This is a genomic window from Azorhizobium oxalatiphilum, assembly GCF_014635325.1.
Lineage (GTDB): Bacteria > Pseudomonadota > Alphaproteobacteria > Rhizobiales > Xanthobacteraceae > Azorhizobium > Azorhizobium oxalatiphilum.
This window is the reverse complement of the sequence record NZ_BMCT01000002.1, coordinates 259108-272421: the sequence shown is the minus strand read 5'-3', so window position 1 is coordinate 272421 and position 13314 is coordinate 259108. Positions and strand designations below refer to the sequence as shown.

The 13314-nt window shown below is 67.9% G+C and carries 11 protein-coding genes; 2 read left to right on the top strand and 9 right to left on the bottom strand.

All coding sequences use genetic code 11. The features are described 5' to 3' along the window. Positions 1–801: 801 nt before the first annotated feature. Together IEW24_RS09765 and IEW24_RS09760 are read right to left on the bottom strand one after the other, a co-directional pair. Positions 802–1809, bottom strand: a complete 1008-nt coding sequence (locus IEW24_RS09765; protein WP_188577938.1) for an NAD-dependent epimerase — start codon at positions 1807–1809, stop codon at positions 802–804. Between the two features lie 137 nt (positions 1810–1946). Then, the gene (locus IEW24_RS09760; protein ID WP_188577937.1) at positions 1947–3293 is read right to left on the bottom strand and encodes a UDP-glucose dehydrogenase family protein; all 1347 of its coding nucleotides are present in this window, start codon (positions 3291–3293) and stop codon (positions 1947–1949) included. A gap of 193 nt (positions 3294–3486) precedes the next feature. Between IEW24_RS09760 and cbiB the strand changes: the two genes are divergently transcribed. Continuing rightward, on the top strand, positions 3487–4452 hold the full coding sequence (gene cbiB, locus IEW24_RS09755) for an adenosylcobinamide-phosphate synthase CbiB (protein ID WP_188577935.1): 966 nt from the start codon (positions 3487–3489) through the stop codon (positions 4450–4452). Here cbiB and IEW24_RS09750 read toward each other — a convergent pair. Genes IEW24_RS09750 through cobU form a run of 3 tightly spaced genes read right to left on the bottom strand, consistent with a single transcriptional unit; the run spans position 4436 to position 7075 of the window. After that, on the bottom strand, positions 4436–5893 hold the full coding sequence (locus IEW24_RS09750; RefSeq protein ID WP_188577933.1) for a cobyric acid synthase: 1458 nt from the start codon (positions 5891–5893) through the stop codon (positions 4436–4438). The two genes, cbiB and IEW24_RS09750, sit on opposite strands and share 17 nt — an antisense overlap. 34 nt (positions 5894–5927) lie before the next feature. After that, complete coding sequence (cobO, locus tag IEW24_RS09745) at positions 5928–6548, bottom strand: cob(I)yrinic acid a,c-diamide adenosyltransferase (RefSeq protein ID WP_188578801.1); 621 nt, start codon at positions 6546–6548, stop codon at positions 5928–5930. Beyond that, positions 6548–7075 carry a bifunctional adenosylcobinamide kinase/adenosylcobinamide-phosphate guanylyltransferase gene (cobU, locus tag IEW24_RS09740; RefSeq protein WP_188577931.1) on the bottom strand — a complete coding sequence of 176 codons (528 nt, stop codon included), beginning with the start codon at positions 7073–7075 and terminating at the stop codon, positions 6548–6550. The genes cobO and cobU overlap by 1 nt, the downstream gene beginning before the upstream one ends. 236 nt (positions 7076–7311) lie before the next feature. On the opposite strand from cobU, the gene argE reads away from it, so the two are divergent. Beyond that, the gene (gene argE, locus IEW24_RS09735) at positions 7312–8472 is read left to right on the top strand and encodes an acetylornithine deacetylase (protein ID WP_188577929.1); all 1161 of its coding nucleotides are present in this window, start codon (positions 7312–7314) and stop codon (positions 8470–8472) included. A gap of 81 nt (positions 8473–8553) precedes the next feature. Here the strand turns inward: argE and rfaE1 are convergent, their stop codons facing one another. From rfaE1 to waaF, 4 genes are read right to left on the bottom strand one after another with little or no spacing between them, the layout of a single operon-like run. Then, positions 8554–9993 (bottom strand): D-glycero-beta-D-manno-heptose-7-phosphate kinase, encoded by a 1440-nt coding sequence (gene rfaE1 / locus IEW24_RS09730; protein WP_188577926.1) that lies wholly within the window; start codon positions 9991–9993, stop codon positions 8554–8556. A gap of 18 nt (positions 9994–10011) precedes the next feature. After that, positions 10012–11022 (bottom strand): ADP-glyceromanno-heptose 6-epimerase, encoded by a 1011-nt coding sequence (gene rfaD / locus IEW24_RS09725; protein ID WP_188577924.1) that lies wholly within the window; start codon positions 11020–11022, stop codon positions 10012–10014. Between the two features lie 45 nt (positions 11023–11067). Continuing rightward, complete coding sequence (gene waaC / locus IEW24_RS09720) at positions 11068–12108, bottom strand: lipopolysaccharide heptosyltransferase I (protein ID WP_188577921.1); 1041 nt, start codon at positions 12106–12108, stop codon at positions 11068–11070. A gap of 16 nt (positions 12109–12124) precedes the next feature. Further along, the gene (gene waaF, locus IEW24_RS09715) at positions 12125–13147 is read right to left on the bottom strand and encodes a lipopolysaccharide heptosyltransferase II (protein WP_188577920.1); all 1023 of its coding nucleotides are present in this window, start codon (positions 13145–13147) and stop codon (positions 12125–12127) included. Positions 13148–13314: the final 167 nt, after the last annotated feature.

The following is a 13314-nucleotide window of genomic DNA, read 5'->3' as shown; positions in this document are numbered from 1 at the left end:
GGCGACCGCCGAAATTCGGAGCGTGGCATGCAGAGCAGAGTAGGGGAGACGCCTATTCGCAACAGAGTACGCCAGAACCGCGCAACAAGCGCGTCACGCTACTGCGAACTACATAGATTCGCGCTCCAATGAGCGCCGCAAGACATCAATGTATGGGATTTTTAGACGTTAATGGCCCCTGCCCGATGTCGTCAACTGAATATAGGCGTGACCGGACGGACATGGCTGAACGTGGTTAATTTTGGTGTCTGCGGGCCGCCTGAAGGAAGGCGCCGCTGGGCGCCCGGCAAACCGCAGAGCCTGCTCAGGCATGGAGGCGATGGCCAGGTGGGCTTCAATCGAGAAAAACGCGTTTTCAGCTTCTTCGCTGACGCCCGTCGTGCATCGGGCCAGCCGTTTGCGTCTCAGGCCGCATTTCCGTTTGCCTCCGGCCTCATTGGCAAAGGCCCGTCCAAGGGCGTGCAGGGTAGGGCTGAGGGTGCTGGAGTCAGACTTCTCGCCAAACGGAGTCACTTTACCCCGGGGTTTGAGTCAATCTTCTCCGCGTCTGACAACCGCCTGAGTGCCTGTGCCGTCCCGAGCATATTTAGGTTCCATAATATATCTTCTGCGAATTATGGATATGGGGCGGAAACGCCGTGGATGGGTGCCCGCCCCCATGTGGAGCGAACTCTGCCGTCTTGTTCTGCTTGTGCTCGGCTCGGCGGTTGAGCAAGCCGGCCGCCGGAAATGGCGGCAGCGAAAAATCGCTCTCAGGCGCAAACAGCACCGCTCCACCGTGCCGATGCACGACGAAGGCGCTCAAATGCCGTAATAGGCGCGATACCAGTCCACGAAAGCCGGCACGCCCACGGACACCGGCGTGTCGGGCCGATAGCCGGTGAGCGCCTCCAGCAGCGCGGCGGAGGCATAGGTGCGCGGCACGTCGCCGGGCTGCATGGGCAGCATGTTGCGCAGGGCCGGGCGCCCCACGGCGCGCTCGATGGTCTCCACATACTCCATCAGGCCCACCGGCTGGCCGGCGGCGATGTTGACCACCCGGAAGGGCGCCACGGGCGACAGGGAGTCCAGACCCGCCTGCCCCGCCGGCACGCCGATCTCCGGCGCCCGGTCCGCCAGACGCACCACGGCTTCCACGAGATCGTCCACATAGGTGAAGTCGCGCGACATGCGGCCTTCGCCATAGATGTCGATGGGCTCGCCCTTGAGGATCGCCGCGACGAACTTGAACAGCGCCATGTCCGGACGGCCCCACGGGCCATAGACGGTGAAGAAGCGGAACGCCGTCGTCGGCACGCCATAGAGGTGCGCATAGGAATGCGCCATGGCCTCCATGGACTTTTTCGTCGCGGCATAGAGCGTCATCGGCTCGTCGGCGCGGTCGGTCTCGGCGAACGGGACCTTGGCATTGGCGCCATAGACCGAACTGGTGGAGGCCAGCAGCAGGTGGCGGGGCTGAAGGCGCCTGGCCAGTTCCAGCACGTTCCACGAGCCGTTCAGGTTCGCGTCCACATAGGCCTTGGGGTTTTCGAGGCTGTAGCGCACGCCCGCCTGCGCGGCGAGATGGACGATGACGTCCGGCCGCGCGAGGGCGGCGGCCTCATCCAGCGCGTTCTGGTCCTCGAGCATGCCGATGACGGCGGAGAAGCCGTTGTGCTTGGCCAGCTCCGCGTGGCGGGCCTGCTTGAGGGTGACATCGTAATAGGGGGTCAGGCCATCCAACCCCACCACCACGTGCCCTGCCCCCAGCAAACGCTTCGCCAGGTGGAACCCGATGAAGCCCGCCGTGCCTGTCACCAGAAAACGCATGTGCCACTGCACCCAAGAGTCGGCGAGGCATCCGACGGTAAAGGAAGACATTCGCCCCGAGGGGCGAGGTCTTAGCAGAACCTACCCTGCCCCGTCGCGGACCAAAGAGGCCAAGTTGGACGGCAGGATGGCCGCAATCAGTGGACAGCGGGCGCGGCGAGGCCCTCTGCCGCATCCGAACCGCGTCCGACGCTCTCATAGGTGAAGCCGAGCGCCTGCATCTCGTCGGGGCGATAGATGTTGCGCAGGTCCACCAGCACGGTCTGGGCCATGATCTTGCGCAGACGCTCGAAATCCAGCGCCCGGAAGGCATCCCATTCGGTGACGATGACGAGGCAGTCGGCACCTTCGGCGGCCTCATAGGCACCCGAGGTGTAGGTGACGCCGGCCGGCAGCAGCTTCTTCGCCTCTTCCATGCCTTCGGGATCATAGGCGCGGATCTTCATGCCCTTGTCCATCAGGGCATGAATGATGGAGAGGGCCGGGCTCTCGCGCATGTCGTCGGTGTTGGGCTTGAAGGTCAGGCCCAGCACGGCGGCGGTCTTGCCGCGCACGTCGCCGCCCAGAACGTTCATCACCTTCTTGGCCATGGCGAGCTTGCGCACGTCATTGACGCCCACCACCGTCTCTACGATGCGCAGCGGCGTGCCGGCCTCCTGCGCGGTGCGGGTCAGGGCCAGCGTGTCCTTCGGGAAGCAGGAGCCGCCATAGCCGGGGCCGGCGTGCAGGAACTTCGCGCCGATGCGGTTGTCGAGGCCGATGCCCCGCGCCACTTCCTGCACGTTGGCACCCACCTGCTCGCACAGATCGGCGATCTCGTTGATGAAGGTGATCTTCACCGCCAGGAAGGCGTTGCCAGCGTACTTGATCAGCTCGGAGGTGCGGCGGCCGGTGAACAACAGCGGCAGGCTGTTCAGCGCCAGCGGCCGGTAGAGCTGCGTCATCACCTCGCGGGCGCGCGGCTCGTCGGTGCCCACCACGATGCGGTCGGGGCGCTTGAAATCCTCGATGGCCGCGCCTTCGCGCAGGAATTCGGGGTTCGAGACAACCGAAATATCGGCATCGGGCCGGGTCTCGCGGATCACCCGCTCCACTTCGTCGCCGGTGCCCACTGGCACGGTGGATTTGGTCACCACCACCGTATAGCCCTCGGCAGCTTCCGCGATCTCGCGGGCGGCGGCGTAGACATAGGACAGGTCGGCATGGCCGTCGCCGCGCCGGGAGGGCGTGCCGACCGCGATGAAGACCGCATCGGCTTCGCGCACCGCCTGCGTCAGGTCCACGGCGAAATCGAGCCGACCGGCGGCGCGGTTGCGGGCCACAATGTCGTCGAGGCCGGGCTCGAAGATGGGGATTTCGCCCCGCTCCAGCCGCTCGATCTTCTGCGCATCCTTGTCCACGCAGGTGACATGGTGCCCGAAGTCGGCGAAACAGGCGCCCGACACCAGACCCACATACCCCGTGCCAATCATTGCGACGCGCATGGCGACATCCTGCCTCGTTCCAAAACTGGCGCTATCTCGCACTTCGTCATGAGAAAATGAAGACACTTCGGGCGCGCACGGCTACATGGCAGCCATGTTCGGCGCACGCGCGGTGGGAGGAGGGCGGTGCCCTGCCCCGCCCTCGCCTCGCCTGCCGCAGCGTTCCTGCCCCTCACTCCAGCCCCGTCTGAGCATGGCTTTCGATCTCACCTGCGTCGCATTGCTTGTGGAAGGCGCCATCGGCTATCCCAAGCCGCTCTATCGCGCTGTCCGCCATCCGGTGGTCTGGGCCGGCGCGCTCATCTCGGCGCTCGAGTCGCGACTGAACCGCCCGTCCCTCGCCCCGGCCCGGCGCAAGGCCAACGGCGTGCTCACGGTCATCGTGCTGCTGGCCTGCGCCATGGTGCCGGCGGCGCTGATCGAGAACGTGCTGCGGCTCGGCGGGCTCGGCTTTCTGCTGGCTGGCGTGCTCGGCAGCACGCTGCTCGCCCAGCGCTCGCTCTACTGGCATGTGGCGCGGGTGGCATGGGCACTGGAGACCGGCGGTCTGGTGGCCGGGCGGGAGGCCGTCTCCCACATCGTCGGGCGCGATCCGCAGAGCCTTGACGTCTCCGGCGTCACCCGTGGCGCTATCGAGAGCCTCGCCGAGAATTTTTCCGACGGCGTGGTCGCCCCCACCTTCTGGATGCTGGTGGGCGGGCTTGCCGGCGGGGCGGGCTACAAGGCGCTGAACACCGCCGACAGCATGATCGGCCATCGCAACCCGCGCTATGAGGCCTTCGGCTGGGCGGCGGCGCGGCTGGATGATCTGGTCAACCTGCCCGCCTCGCGCCTCTCCGGCCTGCTGGTGGTGGCGGCGGCAGGGATGCTGCCCGGCTGCTCGGCCAAGGCGGCTTGGGAGGCCATGTGGCGGGATGCGAAGCACCACCGCTCGCCCAATGCCGGCTGGCCGGAGGCGGCCATGGCGGGGGCGCTCGGCATCTCCATTGCCGGGCCGCGCTCCTATGGCGGCGTGGTGGCCAATGCGGCCTTCATGGGTAATGGCCGGCGGGAGATCGGCGCCCGCGATATCCGAGCGGCGCTGCGGCTCTATCTGGCGGCGGATATGCTCATGGTGACGTTCATCACGCTGGGCGCGATCCTCATCGGGCTAATGTGAGCAGCCGGTCGAGGTCCATGTGGGCGGAAAGGTGGGCTGCAAGGCCATCCAGCGTCGCCTCCACCTGCTCTTCATAAGAGACCTGCGACGGCCCGGCGCCAAGCAGCGCCATCAGTGCCGCGCGCTGACGATCATCGTTGAACAGGCCGTGCACATAGGTGCCCATGACGGCCCCATTCGCGGAGACGGCGCCGTCCGCCCCTGCCCCGTCCAGCATGGCGAAGGGCCGGGCGGTGTCGGGACCGGTGGTGGCACCGATATGCATCTCATAGCCCGCGAAGGGCGCGCCCAGATGCGAGGTGCCGGTCGCAGCCTCAAGGCGCTTGTCTCCCGTCATCATCGTTCGCGTCTTCAGCAGGCCCAGCCCCTCCATGGAGCCGGCAGGCCCCTCTGCCCCCTGCGGATCGTCCAGCCCCTCGCCTAGCATCTGATAGCCGCCGCACAGGCCCAGCACCCGGCCGCCGCGGCGGGAGAAAGCGAGGATGTCGTGATGCAGCCCGCCAGCCTTCAGCGCCGCCAGATCGGCCATGGTTGCCTTGGAGCCGATCAGCAGCACCAGATCCGTATGAGCCGGCAAAATATCCTGAGGCCGGATGCGCAGCACCTCGATGGCGGGCTCCGCATCCAGCGGGTCCAGATCATCGAAATTGGAGACATGGGGCAGGATGGGCACGGCGATGCGGATGCGGGCCTCGGGCTTCTGCGCCTGCGGCCCGGCGACGCCCAGCGCATCCTCGGCCGGCAGGCGGGCCGCGCCCGCGTAATGCGGCACGAGACCGAGCGGCGCCCAGCCGGTATGGCGGGCGATCAGCTCCATGCCGGTGCCGAACAGGGCCGGATCGCCCCGGAACTTGTTGACGATGAAGCCGGCGATCAGCGCCGCATCGGCCGCCTCCACCACGGTCTTGGTGCCGACGAGGCTGGCGATGACGCCACCCCGGTCGATGTCGCCGATCAGCACCACGGGCACGTCGGCGGCGCGGGCAAAGCCCATGTTGGCGATATCGTTGGCCCGCAGGTTCACCTCGGAGGCCGAACCCGCGCCTTCCACCAGAACAAGGTCCGCCTCGGCCTTGAGGCGGGAGAAGCTCTCCAGCACGGCGGGCATCAGCCCGGCCTTCATCTGCTGGTAGGCGCTGGCCTTCGCGGTGCCCACCACCCTGCCCTGCACCACCACCTGCGCGCCGATCTCGCTCTGCGGTTTCAGCAGCACCGGGTTCATGTGCACGGAGAGCGGCACCCGCGCAGCGCGGGCCTGCAGCGCCTGCGCGCGGCCGATCTCGCCGCCATCCGCCGTCACGGCGGCATTGTTGGACATGTTCTGCGGCTTGAAGGGGCGCACCCTCAGGCCCCGGTCGGCAAACGCGCGGGCGAGGCCGGCCACGAGCAGGGACTTGCCCACGTCCGAGCCGGTGCCCTGGAACATCAATGCCCGCGCCATTGCCCGCCCCTCGCCTGCCCGCTGCCGGATGCCGTCAGAACTCGATGCCCACCTGCGCCTTCACGCCGGCAGCGAAATGGTGCTTCACCAGTTGCATCTCGGTCACGAGATCGGCCGCAGCCAGCATGTCCGGCTTGGCGTTGCGGCCGGTGACGACCACGTGCAGGTCCGGCCGGCGGGCGGCCAGCGCCGCGATCACCTCGGCGAGGTCGAGATAGTCGTAGCGCAGAGCGATGTTCAGCTCGTCCAGCACCACCAGCGACAGCGTGGGGTCGGCCATCAGCTCGACGGCCTTTTCGAAGGCGCGCTGGGCGGCGGCCTTGTCGCGGGCGAGATCCTGCGTCTCCCAGGTGAAGCCCTCGCCCATGGTGTGCCACTTCACCCGGTCGCCGAAGGCCGAGAAGGCGTCCTTCTCGCCCGTGTGCCAGGCGCCCTTGATGAACTGCACCACGCCGACGCTGCGCCCATAGCCCAGCATGCGCAGGGCGAGACCGAAGGCAGCCGTGCTCTTGCCCTTGCCGGGGCCGGTGTGGACGATCAGCAGGCCCTTCTCCACGGTGGTCTTGGTGGCCACCTCGGCGTCCTGCACGGCCTTGCGCTTGGCCATCTTGGCTCGGTGCCGTTCGGCATCGCGCGGATCGATGGGTTCGTTCATCATCGGTCTTTCACCACAGTGTCTTTGAAAACCATGGGCAGCCCCGCCACCAGGAACACCACCCGGTCGGCCTTGGCTGCCAGATCCTGATTGAGCCGGCCCGCGGCATCGCGAAAGCGCCGGGCCAGCGCATTGTCCGGCACGATGCCGAGCCCCACCTCGTTGGCCACCAGCACCACCGGCGCGCTCCGGCGCAGCACGGCGGCGATCAGGCGCGCGGCTTCCGCCTCCAGATCGTGCTCAGCCAGCAGATGGTTGGTCAGCCATAGCGTGAGGCAGTCCACCAGCGCCGGCATGTCCGGGGGCAAGGCATCCAGCGTTCCAGCCAGATCCAGCGGGGCGTCATAGGTGCGCCAGCTCTCGCTGCGGCGGGCGCGGTGGAGGGCGATACGCGCCTCCATCTCGGCGTCGAACGCCTGCGCGGTGGCGAGATAGGCCCAAGGACTATCCAACCGCTCCACGATCTGTTCGGCGTGGCGGCTCTTGCCCGAACGGGCGCCGCCCAGCACCAAGGTGACTTCCGACATACGCAACTCCGTCTCCGCCCGCCCGGCTGCGTGCGTTGCTCTTATGGCAGAGCTTCGCTCCGGGCAACGCGGGTCCGCAGCGGCAGGGGCTGCCCGCCCCCAAAATCCACTGCAAGCCCTGCGTGCGCAGGCTGCACCAGCAGCAAAAGGGGGTATATGTGTGCAATGCGGCAGGGATACGCTGGAGTCGTTTTTCCCGTCGCCCGACGAAAAAAGAGCTTCCGGAGTTCCGCGCGATGCCCAATCCCCAGACCCTCGACTGGCTGTCGCGGCTCATTTCCTTCGACACCACGAGCCGCAATTCCAACCTGCCGCTGATCGAGGCCATCGAGGAATTCCTGACCGCAGAGGGCATCTTCTTCGAGCGCGTGGAAGACACGGAGCAGAAGAAGGCCAGCCTCATCACCACCATCGGGCCGCGCGACGTGCCCGGCATCGTGCTCTCCGGCCACACCGACACCGTGCCGGTGGACGGACAGGAGTGGACCTCCGATCCCTTCACCGTGGTGGAGCGCGACGGCAAGCTTTATGGGCGCGGCACCTGCGACATGAAGGGTTTTGTGGCCGTCTGCCTCGGCATGGTGGCCGAAATGAAGGCCCAGCCGCTCAAGAAGCCGATCCATTTCGCCATCTCCTATGACGAGGAGATCGGCTGCGTAGGCGTGCGTCCGCTCATCGATCACATGGTGGAGAAGGGCTACAAGCCGGAAGCCTGCATCGTCGGCGAGCCCACCAGCATGCAGGTGGTGGTCGGCCACAAGGGCAAGAAGAGCTATGCCACCACCATCACCGGTGCGGGCGGCCACTCTTCCCGTGCGCCGGAACTGGTGAATGCCGTGGAAGCCGGTGGCCGTCTCGTCGCCAAGGTGGCCGATCTCGGCGACCGGCTGGCGGCGGAAGGCCAGCGCGACGCCCTCTACGACATCCCGCACTCCACCGCCCATGTGGGCACCTTCCATGGTGGCACGGCTCTGAACATCGTGCCGGAACTCGCCACCATCGACTGGGAAGTCCGCGCCCTCCCCGAGGACGACGTGGAAGCCCTGACGGACGAGGTCATCGCCTACGCCCGCGAGACGCTGGAGCCGCGCATGAAGGCGAAGGCGCCGCAGACGGGCATCGAATTCAAGCTGAAGAGCGCCTTCCCCGGCCTCTCCACGCCGCCCGACGCGCCGGTGGCAGTGCTGGCCAAGCATTTCGCCGGCCGCAACGACCACGCCAAGGTGGCCTATGGCACCGAGGCGGGCCTGTTCGTGGAAATGGCCGGCATCCCCACCGTGGTCTGCGGCCCCGGCTCCATCGTGCAGGCGCACCAGCCGGACGAATATCTGGAAAAGAGCCAGCTCGACGTCTGCGAGGCCTTCATGCGCAAGGTCATCGCCTATTGCGCGGCCTGAGACGCTTCTGACTCTCCACTGAAACTGAAACGGCCCGGATGGTGACATCCGGGCCGTTTTCAATAGGTTAGACGGGCTTCCTCAGGTTCGCGCTTTGGCGACGAGGCTGGAGGTAGACTTGCCGGCGACCAGATCGACCAGCACCAGTTCGCCGCCGGCCTCCTGCACTTCCTTCGCGCCGACCACCGCGCTCGGGGCATAGTCGGCGCCCTTCACCAGTACGTCTGGCAGCAGGGCCTTGATGGTCTCCAGTGGCGTGTCTTCCTCGAACAGCACCACCAAATCCACGCAGCGCAGGGCGCCCATGACGGTCGCCCGCGCCTGCTCGTCCTGCAGCGGGCGGGTCTCGCCCTTCAGGCGCTTGACCGAGGCATCGCTGTTCAGCGCCACTACCAGCCGGTCGCCATGGCTCGCCGCCTGCTCCAGCAGGCTCACATGGCCGGGATGCAGCAGATCGAAACAGCCGTTGGTGAACACCACACGCGTGCCATTGGCCTTCCAGGCGGAGACGATGCGGCAGGCGTCCTCCAGCGACACCAGCGCGCCGGGCCGCTCGATCTCCACCGCCGTCTTCTCCAGCGCGGTGCGCAGTTCCGCCCGCGTCACCACCGCCGTGCCGAGCTTGGCCACGGCCAGCGCCGCCGCCGCATTGGCGATGCCCACGCTGACCTCAAGGCTCTGCCCGCCGGCCAGCGAGACGGCGAGTGCCGCCAGCGCGGTATCCCCCGCGCCGGAGACGTCGAAGACCTCGCGGGCCTCGGCCGGCACATGCAGCACCCGGCCGTTCTGGCGCCAGAGGGTCATGCCCTTCTCGGCCCGCGTCACCAGCACGTCGCCGCCGAACTGGCGGCCGGCCGCTTCCGCCGCGCGGGCGGCATCGGCGTCGGTCTCGTCCGGCAGGCCGGTGGCTTCCGCCAGCTCACGGCGGTTGGGGGTGACGAGGCTCGCGCCCGCATAGGCCTCGAAGGTACGGCGCTTGGGATCGACGATCACCGGCACGTTGCGCGCCTTGGCCGCCGCCATGGCGGCCGCGATCACCGTGTCGGAGAGCACGCCCTTCGCGTAATCGGACAGCACCACCACGCTGGCGCGGGCGATGGCGGCCTCGGCTGCGGCCACCAGCCGGGCGACCACCTCCGCCTCGGGGGCGCGGGTGGTCTCGGCGTCGATGCGCACGATCTGCTGGCGCCCGCTCATGACGCGGGTCTTGGTGATGGTCGGCCGGCCGGCGTCCGCCACCATGGCGTCCAGCGCGATGCCGGGGAAAGCCGAGAGCGCGGCGGAAAGCTCCTGCGCCGCTTCGTCGGCACCCACGAGACCCACCAGCACCACGGGCGCGCCGAGGGCTGCCGCATTGGCGGCGACGTTGGCCGCGCCGCCGGGCACGATGCGCTCGGCGCCATGCACCAGAACGGGCACGGGGGCCTCGGGCGAAATGCGCGATACCGAGCCGGTGATGTAACGGTCCACCATCACGTCGCCGATGACGGCGATGGTGCCGGGCTGCGTTTCAGCAAGCATCCTGATCGTCTCCGCCGCTCAGGCCGCGTTGCCGCCGCGCAGGTAGCGCGTCACATAATCGGACACGCCATCCTCCAGGCTGGTGAAGGGCTTCGTATAGCCAGCCGCCTTGAGCTTGGAGACGTCGGCCTGGGTGAAATACTGATAGGCGCCCCGCAGGCTCTCGGGCATGTCCACATAGTCGATGCGCGGTGCCTGGCCGGCGGCGGTGAAGACCGCGCGGGCGAGATCGGCGAAGGAGCGGGCCGCTCCGGTGCCGATGTTGAAGATGCCCGAGACGCCGGGCGTCTCCAGCAGCCACTGGGCCACGCTCACGCAATCCTTCACATAAAGAAAGTCGCGCAACTGCCCGCCATCCTCATAATCCGGGTGGTGGGACTTGAAGAGCGTGACCGCTTCGCCCTTTGCGGCGGTGGGATAGATCTTGTGGATCACCGAGCGCATGTCGCCCTTGTGGTCCTCGCCCGGCCCGTAGACGTTGAAGAAGCGCAGGCCCGCCCATTGCGGTGGGCACGGCCGGCCGGCCACCACATCGGCCACGAAACGGCGATCGGCCATGAGCTTCGACCAGCCATAGGCGTTGAGCGGGGCGAGGCTGGCGAGTGCGTTCTGGGCCTCGTCGTCCCGGAAACCCTGGGCGCCGTCGCCATAGGTGGCGCCCGAGGAAGCGTAGATGTAGCGGATGCCCTTGGCGGCACACTGCGTCCACAGGTCCAGCGTCGGGCGCACGTTGCGGGCGATGATCTTGTCGCCGTCGCGCTCGGTGGTGGCGGAGATGGCGCCCATGTGGACGATGCCGTGCAGCCTGCCGCCCTCGCGCTCCACAAAGGCGGACACTGCCTCGGGGCGGATCACGTCATCGAGGGCGATGTCGGCGATGTTGCGCCACTTGGGGCCGTCTTCCAGCCAGTCGGCGATGACGACGCGATAACCGTCCTCGGCAAAGGCGCGGGCCATGTTCGAGCCGATGAAGCCGGCCCCTCCGGTCACGAGAACAGTATCGCGGGCGCCGGGGGCGGTCTTGATCATCGGATATGGGGCCTCGTTGAAAACGCGCCCCTTATCCCTCCGCCCTCACATCTTGTCCATGGCATCGGCGCTGCCGAGCCGCAGCAGGCTGACCGAGCGCCAGATGTCGGAACCTGTAAAGTCCGCAAGGCAGGGCGGGCCTTCGGTGCGGTCGGGGGCGATGCGGCAGATCTGCTTCTCGCAGGGGGCACAGTCGCGCAGGGAGCGCAGCTCCAGCACCTTCGGGCCGAACAATCCGGTCAGGACCGGATTCGTCGGGCCGTAGAGGCCGATGGTCGGCACGCCCAGCGCCGCGGCGAGATGCCCGAGGCCGGTATCCACCGTCACCACCGCTTCCGCTCCCGCAAGGATGGGCGCCACGGCGTCGAGCCCGGCAGGCGGCGCGCGATGGACGTTGGGCAGATCGGCTGCGATGGCGGCAGCCCGTGCTTCTTCCTTGGCGCCGTGGGCGAACAGCACCACGTCCAGCTTGGCCTTGCCGGCGCGCGCGGCCAGCTCTCGCCAGTGCGGCACCGTCCAGGTCTTGGTGCCCCAGGTGGTGCCGTGCAGGAAAACCCAATAGGGCCCGCTCATGGGTGGGGGCGGCGCGGTGACGAGGCCGGCATCGGCCTTCAGTCCGTCGAGGCTGTAGCCGAGCGCCGCCGCGAACAGCTTGCGGATGCGCACCGCCATATGCTCGGTCTCGGGCAGATGGTGGCCTTGGCCATAGGTGAGGCTCGCCATTCCCTCGCGGGCTGTGGCGCGGTCGAAGCCGTGACGGCGGCCATGCGCGAAAAGACCCACGGCGGCGCTCTTCATGAGCCCCTGGGCATCGATCACCACATCATAGCGTTCAGACTGGAGCGCAGCGCGCACCGCGCCCGCTTCACCGGAACGCAAAGCCGCCAGAGGCTTCTTCTTCAATCTGCGCAGCGGCACGGGAATGACCCGCCGCACGGAGGGGTGCAGCTTCACCAGCGGCACGAAGGCATCTTCCACCGCCCAGTCCAGCTCAAGGCCGGGAATGGCGCGGGCGGCGTCCGTCACCGCCGGGAAGGTGTGCACCACATCGCCCAGCGAAGAGAGCTTGATCACCAGCACCTTCATGGGCGCGAAGTCCGGCTCATCCCTGCACCGCCATGGCGGCGGCCAACACTTCCTGCGGGCGGATGGCCTCGAAGCAGGCCAGCGTGCCCAGCGGGCATTCACGCTTGAAGCAGGGGCGGCAGGAGACGTCGTGCGAAATGGCCACCGAATGCGGACCCGTGGGCGGAGTCATCTTTTCGGAAGACGAGCCGTAGAGCACCACCAGCGGCCGATCGAGGGCGCCGGCCACATGCATGAGCCCACTGTCGTTGGAGATCACCACCTCGGCCGCCGCCAGGATGCCCGCTGCCTCCACCAGCGACGTGCGCCCCACCAGATCCTCCACCGGCACGCCGGCCTTCTCCACGATCTCCTGCGCCAGCGGAGCGTCCTTGGGCCCGCCCAATACACGGATCTGATAGCCCGCCGCATGGGCCTGCGCAGCCAGCTGGGCGAATTTTCGCGCGGGCCAGCGCTTCGCCGGGCCATATTCCGCGCCGGGGCAGAGCGCCATCACCGGCCCCAATCCGGCCAGCGGAAACTTTTGCGCAATCGCGATGCGATCGGCTTCCGGAAGGTTGAGCACCGGCCGCTCCGACGGCTGGGGCGGCGCTTCAGGCAAGCCCAACGCCACGAACCGGTCGATGGTGCGGGCGGTCTTGCGGAAGGTGTCGGGCCGCGCGTCGGTCAGAAGGATGCTGCGCCCTTCGGCGGCATAGCCGATGCGCTCGGGAATGCCGGCGGCGAAAGGCGCGATGGCGGCCTTGAAGGCGCGCGGCAGGATGATGGCCTTGCCGTAGCCCTCATCCTTCAGCGCCCGCCCTGCCCGCCAGCGGGCCAGAAAGCCGAACTCGCCATGGCCGAGGCCCAGCGGAATGGTTCGACGCACGCCGGGAATGAGTTGCGCCACGGGCAGCGCCGCCTTGGGCGCCATCATGTCGATGGGGCGACCGGGATCCTGCGCCTTGAGGCTCGCCACGAGGCTCGCTGCCATCACCATGTCGCCGACCCAGGAGGGACCGACGATCAGGATGGGCGAATAGGTTCCAATGGCACGCATGGGGCACTCGCTGGCGCGCCCGGGAAGCGCCGGGCCCGGCCCCTCGCGGCAAGAATGCCCAGCGGAGGGACACACGCCCTTTCAGGTGGCGCGATGGTCGGGTCTTCGCAAGCGGCGCGGGGGGCGTCAAGTCACAGACCGTATGGCGCGCGGACGGCGGGAGGGAT